The 12,442-nt window shown below is 38.2% G+C and carries 9 protein-coding genes; 8 read left to right on the forward strand and 1 reads right to left on the reverse strand.

The window, feature by feature from the left end; all coding sequences use genetic code 11:
* Positions 1-125: 125 nt before the first annotated feature.
* Positions 126-1,490 (reverse strand): hemolysin family protein, encoded by a 1,365-nt coding sequence (locus VEIS1202513_RS00085; RefSeq protein ID WP_213467443.1) that lies wholly within the window; start codon positions 1,488-1,490, stop codon positions 126-128.
* A gap of 374 nt (positions 1,491-1,864) precedes the next feature.
* On the opposite strand from VEIS1202513_RS00085, the gene VEIS1202513_RS00090 reads away from it, so the two are divergent.
* The 8 genes from VEIS1202513_RS00090 to VEIS1202513_RS00125 all read left to right on the forward strand — a co-directional run bounded on the left by VEIS1202513_RS00090 (position 1,865) and on the right by VEIS1202513_RS00125 (position 12,440).
* Positions 1,865-2,464, forward strand: a complete 600-nt coding sequence (locus tag VEIS1202513_RS00090; RefSeq protein ID WP_213467444.1) for a class I SAM-dependent methyltransferase — start codon at positions 1,865-1,867, stop codon at positions 2,462-2,464.
* Between the two features lie 324 nt (positions 2,465-2,788).
* Positions 2,789-3,898 (forward strand): transcriptional regulator, encoded by a 1,110-nt coding sequence (locus VEIS1202513_RS00095; protein WP_213467445.1) that lies wholly within the window; start codon positions 2,789-2,791, stop codon positions 3,896-3,898.
* A gap of 218 nt (positions 3,899-4,116) precedes the next feature.
* Positions 4,117-6,096 (forward strand): LTA synthase family protein, encoded by a 1,980-nt coding sequence (locus VEIS1202513_RS00100; protein WP_213467446.1) that lies wholly within the window; start codon positions 4,117-4,119, stop codon positions 6,094-6,096.
* Positions 6,097-6,152: 56 nt separating this feature from the next.
* Positions 6,153-6,908 (forward strand): glycosyltransferase family 2 protein, encoded by a 756-nt coding sequence (locus tag VEIS1202513_RS00105; RefSeq protein ID WP_213467447.1) that lies wholly within the window; start codon positions 6,153-6,155, stop codon positions 6,906-6,908.
* Positions 6,909-6,974: 66 nt separating this feature from the next.
* Positions 6,975-8,996, forward strand: a complete 2,022-nt coding sequence (locus VEIS1202513_RS00110) for an LTA synthase family protein (protein ID WP_213467448.1) — start codon at positions 6,975-6,977, stop codon at positions 8,994-8,996.
* 105 nt (positions 8,997-9,101) lie between these two features.
* On the forward strand, positions 9,102-10,187 hold the full coding sequence (locus VEIS1202513_RS00115; protein WP_213467449.1) for a glycosyltransferase family 4 protein: 1,086 nt from the start codon (positions 9,102-9,104) through the stop codon (positions 10,185-10,187).
* A gap of 40 nt (positions 10,188-10,227) precedes the next feature.
* Positions 10,228-11,172 carry a VirK/YbjX family protein gene (locus VEIS1202513_RS00120; protein WP_213467450.1) on the forward strand — a complete coding sequence of 315 codons (945 nt, stop codon included), beginning with the start codon at positions 10,228-10,230 and terminating at the stop codon, positions 11,170-11,172.
* A gap of 188 nt (positions 11,173-11,360) precedes the next feature.
* Positions 11,361-12,440, forward strand: coding sequence for an O-antigen ligase family protein (locus VEIS1202513_RS00125; RefSeq protein ID WP_244856266.1), 1,080 nt, complete (start codon positions 11,361-11,363; stop codon positions 12,438-12,440).
* Positions 12,441-12,442: the final 2 nt, after the last annotated feature.

Here is a 12,442-nt window from a genome sequence, read left to right on the forward strand (position 1 = left end):
TACAATTTAATAATACTATATTTATATGTAAACGGCTAGGGGGTATATATAAAAAGTGAGTCCTCCATAGGAGAACTCACTCTTTATAAATTTACAATGCTCATAAGTCTATGAGCTAGTAGGTATTATTCTTTTTCTTCTGTTTCTTGTACTATAATAGGTTCTTCATAGGTTACAAGAATTTTATCGATACGAGTATTATCCATATCTACCACTTCAAAGGTATAGCCATTCCATTTAGCTTTGTCTAATTCTTTTGGAATGCGACCAAAGAGAACATTTAATAGACCGCCCATTGTTTTGTACAAGTCTTTTTCTTCGCCTGGTAGTTCTTGATCAATATGGAAGAATTCTTTGAATTCGTCTACGTCGAGAAGGCCATCTACAAGCCAAGAACCATCTTCACGTTCGATGATTTTATTTTCTTCTTCCTTGATTTCTTCTTCACCGGAAGGCATGAGACCTACGATTTCTTCCATGATGTCATGTAATGTTACAAGACCACTGAAACCGCCGTACTCGTCGAGAACGATGGTTTCATGAACGCCTTCTGTACGGAGTACGTTCAACAATTTCATGAGCGTTATTGATTCTGGAATGAGTAATGGTTCTTTCAAACAAGATTCAATAATATCATGAATGGAGCGTTCGCTAGGACGTTGCATGATTTGTACTAATACGTCGGATACGGTAACGAGACCTTTTAATTCGTCCAAGGAATCGGTACCTACAGGAATGCGGTAATGGTTGGCGTTTTTGAGGACTTCCATGATTTCGTCCTCTGTACCATTAAGGTCGATCCATTTGAGCTGCGTACGAGGTGTCATGATGTCACCAGCGTTCATATCTGCCAAGTGGAAGATATTTTCTACGAGGATAGGTTCCTCTTCTTCATAAGCACCCATGGCAACGCCTTCGGTGAGCATCTTGTTGATTTCGGACTCTGTAACAGGCGCCTCTTCTTTCACAGTCACGCCTAGTAATTTTAAGAGGAATTCTGTAGAAACACCGAGGAAGCTAACGATTGGCTTTAAGGCTACAGACAACCAGTAAATAGGTTTTGCTACGACTACGGCGATGCTTTCAGGACTATTTAAGGCCAAACGTTTCGGCACGAGCTCGCCGATAACGAGGGATAAATAGGTGATGATAGCAACGATGAGGAAGGAACTAATGGATGCAGCATATGGTTCGATGCTTGGAATGCTTGCTACTAATATATCCTCTAATGGACCAGAGAAGGTAGCACCAGAATACAAACCAGTTAAGATACCAACGAGAGTAATACCAATTTGAATAGTAGAGAACATCTCGTTTGGATTTTCTGCTAATTCAAAGGCTTTTTTAGCGCGTTCATTGCCAGCTTCGGCCATTTCCTCTAATTTTCGTTTCTTCGCATTGACGATAGCCAATTCCGTCATAGAGAACAAGCCATTCGCGATGATTAATACGATGATAATTATAAAATCTAAGGTCAGATCACTGTCCATGTAAATAGATACTCCTTTTTATATTCTGCACATGAGAAAATAGAAATGTTACTCTTTAGTATACCATATTAGCATCAATAAATGTTTGTATACAAGAAAAGCACCCTAATGGGTGCTTTTCTTGTGTCAATACATTTGCAAATGGCTAGATAGATATTTCCGTCAGTAACTAGCACAGAAAAAGCAGGGCTGCCACCCTATTTTCCATTTGAATGCATTAAAATGTTATAACTATTGATTTCCTTGATTAATATAATATATGATTGCCTTTAATTTGTAAATATGGCTCTAATAAGGGTATAGTATGTATATAAATTAAGATTAGTATTAATTATTAGGTCATATAAATTGGACCTCATGATAGGATTAGATTTATGACAAGTGAACAGGAATGGGAACAGGTTTTACAAATAAAGACAGCAGGCCGCGATGATAGTCGGTCTGATACGGAGCATCATCCTTACGAGCCGACAGATTATTGTGTGCTAGAGCGCTTGGCAAATAGCGGTCATATTCGCAAGAAAAATACCCTCATCGACTATGGCAGTGGCAAGGGTCGTGTCAGCATTTTTATGGCATACCAAACGGGTTGTCATTCCATCGGCATCGAATACGATGAACGCCTCTATGAAAGGGCTCTTATTAATGGTGAAAGCCCAGCTGCTCGCAATCGTGTAAGCTTTGTGCATGGTGATGCGGCGCTCTATGAATTGCCAGATCAATCAGATCGTTGTTTTTTCTTTAATCCCTTTGCGCTTCATACGATTAAGCGGGTCTTAGGAAATATCTTCGATTCTCTGTATCATCGTCCGCGGGAGATTAAATTATTTTTCTACTACGTCAATGAAGAGGTAGAAAACTTCTTGAATAACCATGTCCGTTTAGAACAGGAAGAACCCATTGATTGCAGTGATCTCTTTGAAGAACGTGATGCAAAGGAACGAATTTTAGTGTATTCCGTTAACTTGTTTTAGTATATTCTGTCAGATTATTTTGTCAGCTTATTTTTATGTTTTCATTCCATTTATTTTAGTATGTAAAAAGTATGTAAGAAACCTCAATGTTGAAGGCTTGTTTTAGTGGTTGTAAATTTGTACGACTAAGACATCATTCAAATTGAGGTTTTATTCTATTTTTAAGGAACTTTCACCTAGATTATTAAGGAAAAAGCAGATAAATTCTGATATAATAATATATTAGAGATTATAAAATCAAATTATTTTTTATGGTTCTATACATTGATTCGTATGCACTAAGTTAGTGGATAGGGCTGAGTGTATTGAAGACTGGAGGTACCCGTGGAAATCATCGATACAGCATTGATTGAACGTATTCGCAAGGCCTTAATTAAACGTTATGATCGAGATCAACAGATCCAACAAATGATAGAAGAAATCGGTGCCGAAGAGGGGCTCAATGAGTCTGAATTGGCTATCGTTTACCAAGCTTATTTAGAGGTTAAGGAACGCGTTTACTACACATCCTCTCTCGTGGATTTGTGGAATCAAATTGAAGAGGTTCAAAAACGGATGTCCATGTTGCATACCTATGATTCTCTTGAAGAGGATTTGTTTGGCAATGTGTTAGGCGACGATAAAGAGAATATCATCATTTCTGATGGATCTTATCTTGGTAAGGGTGCTAGTCATAATAATGATGTATACGCTATGGAACAGGTCCAATTATCGGATATTCCTGCGCAGCATGATTCTACAGTGGGCATGAACCATATTAAATTGAACGAATTGCATTCTATGGGCGGTCTTTTTACAGGATCTGGTGAAAGCTCCCAACATGAGATATCGGACCTTGATGAAGACATTGTAGAGCATATGGATGTAAATCCACTAGATGGCGTGGAAAGCTTAGAAGTCCATCACTTAGATGAAGAAAATAAACAAAAATCTTTAGATGATGATGTTGATGAAGAACAAAATGATATGTCCTCCATCGATCCCTATACAGCAGTAAATGCTTTATTATTCGGTAAGTCTGGCTTAGATTCAGATAAAGCCAATAAAAAGATGGAAAAGCTTCTTAAAAAGCAATTGAAACGCGTTGATGATGAATGGGCGCGTATCAATGGGACTGACGAAAAGTCTAAAAAATCTAAGGACCACAAAAAATCCAAAGACGAAAAGAAATCTAAAGAAGACAAGAAATCTAAGGATGACAAGAAGTCTAAAGAGGATAAAAAGGACAAAAAACATAAAAAGTCCAAGGATGATAAAAATTCTAAATCTGAAGATAAATTAAAGAAAAAGAAAGATAAGGCTGAAAAGAAGCTTAAAGTCTTAAATGACAAGTTAAAAACAGTCTTTTTAGCTGATACTTTCAGTAAAAAAGATAAGAAAAAAGATAAGAAAAAGGATAAAAAATCCAAAAAGGATGGATCCGAAAAAAAGTAGAAACGATAGTTTCCGTATGGAATAGTAAGGCCTCTAAGAAGGCGCTGGAGAGTACTAGTGCTGAGAAATCAGCCAGTGCAGGGACTATCGACCGCGGATGCGGTAAATGCAAGCGATGTAAGGGATCTAAATGTAAGAAATATCCAATATAATTACAGTTAGGTAGTATAGAGTAGTTACGTTATATAGTTACATTATATGAAGAACAGTAGGGGTTAATGATGAACCGATGGCAACGATTATTTGAAGGCATAAAGACAGAGATTAAGGTATTTATCTTTTTCTCTGCCTTGTTGACTGCATTTAGAATCGTGTTTCTTGCAGTATTTCAATCACAACTAGCTTCTGTGACGATGGAGAATATCCTCACGTCCTTATGGCTAGGCTTTAGATTGAGTCTTAAGACAGTCGGTTCTTTGTGTTTACTAGGCTTTTTAGGAGGCACATTGGTGCATACCTTTGTACCTAAATGGCCATCCTTACGCATTAAACAGGTTGTGTATTCTATTGCCACTGTATTGTTAACATTTTTATTTTTGGGACGCATTCCGTTCTATAAGATTTTTAATTCTTCTTACAATGCGATGCTCATCAATGGTAAAAACGATGATATCAGCGCCATTGTAAATACGGCGATTAATGAATATAACGCCCTCATGTACATCGTTGGAGCCGTTGTGTTGAGTGCAGCCCTATGTTATTTCCTCGTTAAATTCTTGGCGTGGGGTACAAAGAAATATAGTGATTACGCTGATACTCAATTAGTTTGTCCTATTTGGTATCCAAAGACAAAGAAAACGCAGTGGATGACGGGCATTGGGCTCACCGTTGTTATCGGTATACTAGGTCTATTCTTTAGATTTGGTGGTGCTTTTAACTATACAAATTCTATCAACTGGGAAAGTGCGGCACGCCTCAGTTCTAATTTGTTAAACGAGACTATCCTCGACGATGTGCAGGCTCTTTATCGTGTTAAAAGCATTGCAAAACGCGCGGAGGAGTTAGAGGTTATCAACTTAACCCCTCAAGAATTGAGTGAGAAAATCAGTGCCATTGGTGGAACATTTAATGGTAAGGATTTTGATGGTTCTTTCACAAGAACTATTACGACAGAGCGTTTAGCGGAGCAACCACAGTCCATCAATATCGTTCTCGGTGAATCTTATGGTTTGTGGCCATTCCTCGCTGAATACAATGAACCTGGTGCGTACCTCGTTGAACAAGGTCGTAAATATGCTGCTAGTCCTCAAGCGATGAGCACGCAGCTCGCTCTTGCCCAAGGTACAGGCACGATGCCTGCTATCAATGGTTTACTCACAGGTATGCCTGACACAGGTCTATATCCTAATTACGAAGGTGAAAGTTTCAAACAACCGTATGGCTTAGGAATTGGTTCTGTTATGAAAAAGCTAGGCTATAAAACAGTATTCTGGTACGGCGGCTTTAGTACATGGCAAAATGTGAAGAACTTCGTCTTGTCTCAAGGTTTTGATGAATTCCATGATGCGTCTGAAATGCCAAGTGATGAAGGCAATGCATGGGGTGTAGCGGATAAGTATATGTTTAAAGCCATTTCCGCTTACATGGATCAACATAGAGGGGAAAAAATCCTCAATGTTATTATGACCACATCGAATCATCCTCCATATAGCGTTAATGTCGCTAAAGAAGGGTATGATGTGAACAAGGTAAAAGGCCATTTGCCTGATACAATCGCTGAAACTGATAAGCAATTGAATGAAATGGGTCATATTTGGTATGCAGACCATGTAATGGGCGAGTTTATCGCTAGTGAAGAAAAAGCAGATCCATCGGCGCTCTTCGTTATCACTGGGGACCATAGCGAACGCTTTACCTTTGCTCGTGAAGTAAGTCCTAATGTGGCATCTACTATTCCGATTATCTTCTATGGTCGCGGTATTCATAAAGACTGGCTTGCTCCTAATGCGTTTGGCATGAGTATTCAAATTATTCCAACCTTGGCAGAACTTGTAGGTCGCCCTGGTCAAACCTATGAATCCATGGTACCAAGCTTGTTTACACAAGAGGAATTTGTCTTTAACCATAGACTCTATCTAGATAACAATGGAAAACTTATGGAACAAGGCACAAACATGCCTCAAGCCTATGGTAAGGTAATTAAAGACATGCGCGAACTTGCAGCATGGCGTATTAAACACGGGGATGTCATCCAATAAAAACTACACATTTTTATGTATTAAATGTAATTGATTTATAAGCTAAAGGATTATCTATGAGTACTGTGACGGCTATTATCTTAGCGCGCAATGAAGAACAACATATTGTAGATTGTATTAAAAGTATTCAATTTGCTGATGAAATCCTAGTTATCGATGATGGTAGTACAGATCAAACAGTATCACTCGCTACTGGATTGGGTGCAAAGGTCATACCACATCCGTTAAATGGAGATTGGTCACAACAACGACGCTTTGGTATTTCACAAGCTCAGAGTGAATGGATTCTATTTGTCGATTCTGATGAACGTGTATCACCAGAGTTAGCAAAGTCTATTCAACGAGCTATTCAAGGAGAACCGAAGGCGTATTGGCTACGTCGATATAACTTGTTCCATCATAATCAGGCAACCCATGGTGTGGTGAGACCTGATAAGGTGCTACGATTGATGCCTCGAGAGGGTGCAACTGTAGAAGGTGCTGTTCATGAAGCCTTTATCAGCCCATACCCACAAGATACATTAGAAGGAAAGTTGTATCACTATACATATGATAATTGGCATCAATTCTTTGAGAAGTTTAATAAGTATACGACAGCAGCAGCTAATAAATACAAGGCACAAGGGAAATCTTGTAGTTTTTTAGGGGATATTATATTGCGTCCAACATGGGCATTTTTTAAGATATATGTTTTGCAAGGTGGCATATTAGATGGAAAAATAGGTTTTCTATTATCTATCTACCATATGATGTACACCATGACGAAATATGTAAAATTATATTATTTAAACAAATCTAATGGGCAATTATAATTGGTGATTTAGTATAGTAGATTGCTATGGGGAATTATTGTTCTTTAAGTAGATCTGGAAGTATAAATGAGTGAACAATTTTTTCTATCCCTACAACAAAATATAAAATTAATGCTTTGGGCTCCTATATTGAGCACCATCTTTCGAATCGTATTTATGATTGTGTATAATCCCTACCCCACATGGAAGGGGCGCTGGAAATCTGTAGTAGGTTCATTGCGTTACGGCTTCTGGTGGGGCATGGATTTTGATGCCTATGTATTCTTACTACCCTTAGTTTTGGTAACACTCCCTGGACTATGGTTTGAAGGATACCATCAAATAGAGGATTCCTTACGATTGGTGGGTCTAACGATTTATTCCTGTGTTCTGTACGCAGCCTTTGCAGGAAAAATGATCTTCTACAAGCATTTCCATGATACGTACAACTACATGGTTCATTATGGAAATCATGCAGAGAAACATAATTTGATTGATGTATTCTTTAATCAAGATAGAGGCATTCTTGTCATCTTAGGATTGATTCCTATTACATTTATATCCTGGTACATGGGAAATTTCTTCTTGTCCTTGCCATCAATACCGTATCCAAACATTGAAGGAACATGGCTCACGGTAGCTTGGAATATAGGACTTGTGGCTGCCTCTGTGTTAGGTTTCTATTGGTTCCGCTATGGTGGCACCTTATCTCATGATGATAAACCAGAATGGGATACGATTCCTACAGTGGTAAAAGAGGATATATTCTTTGCTCGTGCAACAGTGCCAGATCTATGTGCTTTAGAAACGGTACTCAAACATCCGCTACGTGATGAATATACAGCATCACCTGAGGATATTGATGACGCCATACACCGTATTGTTCCTGACAAATACAAAGATTCCTGGCAAGATTTGAGCACACCACTTCATGCATTTAAGCGCGTTGCATCAGGTCCTCGTATTGATAAACCGCAGCATATTTTCTTTATTGTTGGTGAAAGTATCCCCCAATGGTCTCTTGATGAACCGTATAAGGAGCTCAATATATGTCCTGGTTTATGGGATTTTAAAGATGATCCTCATACGGCGCAAGTACCTAATTTCTTACCTGCTGGCAATGTGTCTCGTCCATCCATTGTAAGTCTATTATCTGGCGTCTATGATGCGGGTATGGAAATCAATGAACGAGAAGCCTTTTGGCATGAGTCGTTGCCGACCTCTTTGGCAGCTCAAATGAAGCGATTAGGCTATGATACGATTTATTGGTATGGTGGTAATGCGTCGTACGGCAACTTTAATCACTTTGGTAAGGCTCAAGGCTTTGACCGCGTAGAAAGCGCTTCTGTTTTCTGTGGTCCCGATGCACCTAAAACTTGGGTAGGCGTCTATGACCATGTCTTTTTAGAACATATTGAACAGGAAATCAAATCATTAGAACATCCTACATTCCATTTTATTTACACAACATCCAATCATGGTCCTTATAAAATGGAGGATTCCTTATTAGATTATGATCCTGAAAAGGTCATGCCTAACCTTGGAGATGATCTGAAATCTAACAAGAAACGTAATAAAGAATTGGCTACCTATCGCTATAGTGATAAGGCGATTTTTAACTTTGTGCATGCTATGAAAGAGGCATTTCCTGATAGTTTATTCGTTGTCACTGGTGACCACTCTAATCTATTTGGATCTTTGAATAATACATCCTTAATTCAACGAGACTATACCTTGCGCGATACATTCTGTACGGTAGGGCTGTTACAACACCCTGCTTTCACCAAGGATATGATTACGGCGCCAATTGGCACGCATATGAGCCTCATGCCTACCATTATTGAAGCCATTGCACCAAAGGGTTTTGAATATTATTCCATCGTACCGTCCTTGTTTGATGAACAGCCAGATACATTAGTTACACCGTATCAATGGATTACACCTCATATGATGGGCGATGTTCGTATGGATTATGGTGAAAGTAACATACCGTCCTATAAACCGGTTGAGCCAATTCGCCCTATTAATAATCATGGGGACGATGCGCGAGATTGGACAATGTTGACCATGTGGCTCATTAATCATGAGGACAGCATGAATAAGTCGTAGTATAATTAAACAATGATATCTATTGATGTATATGTAACCAGTATTTCGTATACATCAATAGATGTTACTAAATGTGTATTGATATGTGTATGATAGGAGGAACCTATGTCTATAATCAATGTTGTAGGCGCCAAAATTTGGGGTGGCGGTGAACAATATGTATATGATATTTGTAAGCAATTACAACAACGACATAGGACTGCGTATATCTTAGTGGACCAATCGAATGAAGATATGCAATCTCGGTATGCCCAAGTGGGCCATGTGATGACTGCCAATCTCTATACCTTGAAGGGTTTTCTATCTGTTAATGCCGTGGCTAAACAGATGAAAGAACAGGGGATTAATACGATTGTATGCCACTCCGGTAAATATATCTTATTCTGTATTGCTCTTAAGCAGTTAACAGGTGCTAAATTGGTGTTTATAAAGCATAATCTTGTACCTGGTAAAACAGATATGTATCATAGATGGATCAATGCACAAGTAGATGCCTTCGTTTGTGTGTCTAAACTTGTTTATGACGATCTTATGACGCCTGCTATTAAGGATACTAGCAAATATCATGTTGTATATAATGGTATTGATCCGAACCGATTCCAGTCCTTTTCAGATGCTGTTCCCATGAAACATAAGGTTAGAACCTTTGGATATAGTGCGCGTATAACAGAACGAAAAGGTTTGTATCTGATTTTAAGTGCTCTGGAACAGATTCATCAAAACAATCCCGATGTTCGATTGATTATATCGGGGGCTGGTACAGAGGATCAAATTAAGAAATTAAAAGATTATATACATGCGCATCAAATGCATTCTTACGTTGAATTTATAGGCTTTACACGAGATATTGAAGGTTTATATAGATCCATAGATTGCTTACTATTGCCAACGATAACGCGTGAAGCCTTTGGTCTCGTTATTTGTGAGGCTATGTATTGCGGTGTACCAGTCATTACAAGTGGCTCTGGGGCTCAGCGAGAAATCATAGACGATGGTGAGTCTGGATTTATTGTAGATCCGCTGAACGAACACAGCTTACAACAAGCTATGGAACATGTGATGAGTGATGCTGTAAACTTGCCAAATATCATCACAAAGGCACGACAAGTTGTGGAACAGCGATTCATTGTTAATCGTGTGGCAGATGAATTAGTTACGATTATAGATAATTTACACTCCACTGATAAGTAATGATAAGGTTTGGTTGTTTTTTAGTGGATAGGAGTTTGAGATGGGATATTTAGAAACACAATGGCAGCGAGGTCGTAAGATTTACGGCAAACGTAGTTGGAGGGAAACGCGACGCACTTTCCTTCATACAATGCGCTCTATCCGCAATAAACGAGAAATAGAGGCACTAGAGAACTATTTTGCAAGCTATACGCCAGATCCAACATTATTAGACCGTCAAGTTGGTCTATTTGAGTTAATGACGCGATATTTCTTGTTTAAAAGCTCAACACCACAGGAACGATTAGAGGCAATTATTAATCATTTTGATTATTTGAAAGATGTATTTACAGATGAAGCCATTCGCGAAATGTACTCTGTAGATCTAGATAATATTTATGACGATGTAAGTCGTATGAATCGTGGTTTTATCGTATGGGAATCAGAAGACCTTGATATGGTGGCCCGTTTATATTATGGACCGGGTCAACGAAAAGAAGGTTTTTTAACCTTGTTGTTAACCTTGGGTAAACAAGGCGTATACCATGCTAACTTCCGCCTTGGTAAAGGTTTTAATGGGGAGCCTGCTATGTGGATTGGCACGATTCAAGGATATAAAGATGGCCTTGATAATGCTAAAATAGTTACTAAAAAGATGTTTGGGTATCGACCAAAAAACTTTATTATGTTCCTATTACGCCATATTGCGGTCCTTTGTAAGGTCGAATCCATTTATGCCGTATCTGATGAAGGCTTCTATGCAAATACCCATTTAGTTCGCGGTCATCGCGCTAAGGTAGCTGAGCTAGATCCATTGTGGGAGGAATCTGGTGGTGTTGTATGTAGTGATGACCGTTTCTTCAACATTCCATTAGAGGAATATCGTAAACCTATTGAAGAAATTAAATCACAAAAACGTAGCCAATACAGAAAACGCTATGAATTACTCGATCAATATGAGCAAGAGATTCAAGAGCATCTGAAACCATTGTTACGTGTAAAATAGATATCTATAAAATAGATGTTAATATGATGAAAATTAGATTGTAACTATGTAGGTGAAAAGGGGTTAGTATGCAATCTTGGATAATTAAGAATTCTGAAATGATGCTGACCGTACTCATTTCACTGATGATATGTACGACGCGGTCATCTATGGTACTAGGGAATTTAATATATAGCCTTATTATATTGATGACCTTAGTAACTTGTTGGTATAGACGACATGAAATCTCTGTACCACAGACCATACGCCAATATGGATGGGCCTATGTAGTCATGTTACTATGCGTATTGCCATCCGCATTAATCAGCAATGATATAGCGGTGACCACAAAATATTTCTTTAATATTTGGGTTTGGAAGGTATTAGTCATCGTACCAATTCTGTTATTTATTAAAAGTTCTCGCAAGTTATACGCCATATTATCAGTATTCTTTGTATATATGGGTATCGATGCTTTATCTGCCTTCGCACAGTATCTATTGGGCTATAATTTAGGTCCAGGAGGTCGTGCAGGTGGTGTTATTCATGGCTCTATGATGGGGCTAGCCATGTTGTTAACATTGGCCTTTCCATTGGCTTTAATTGCTGCTTATGATAAAGCATTTCCTTCATATCTGAGAAAATCAGCTGTATTCTCTTTATTTGGTATGTTATTGGGAATGTGGGGCAATCAAAGCCGTGGTTCTTGGTTATTTAATGGTCTTAGTGGTATACTCATAACATTGCGCTATTGCTTTGTTAATATTCGCTATATGTTGGTACTACTTGTAGCTGTTGTAGGTATAGGATATGCATTTAGTAGTAATCAAGCCTATGTAGCTCGTTTTGAAAGTACTTTTAATATAAGCACAGATGGTTCAAATTTGGGCCGTATTTATGTATGGGAAGCAGATAAGCAAATGATTATGGATCATCCTGTAACAGGTGTTGGTCCTGGGTTATGGCAAAAAACATATCGAGAACACTATAAATTAAAACAAGAAACTCAAGATTTGGGCCATTCTCATAATAATTTATTGCAAATAGCCTCTGAATCTGGTCTATTAGGCCTCGTTGGTTTCTTAGGATTCTCAATTTTTATGTTTTGTAAATCTTTGATACATTATGTTAAATCAAGAAACCCTTATGATTTATCAATAATGGTAGGCTTTATTAGCTATTTGTTTTTGTTTGGATCTATAGATTATACATGGGGAAATTCATCTGGTATTCGCATGTTTTGGATTGTTATGGGCATCATGATTCAATTGAAAGCAATTGAGAGTTAATT

This window comes from Veillonella orientalis (assembly GCF_018406505.1).
Classification (GTDB): domain Bacteria; phylum Bacillota; class Negativicutes; order Veillonellales; family Veillonellaceae; genus Veillonella; species Veillonella nakazawae.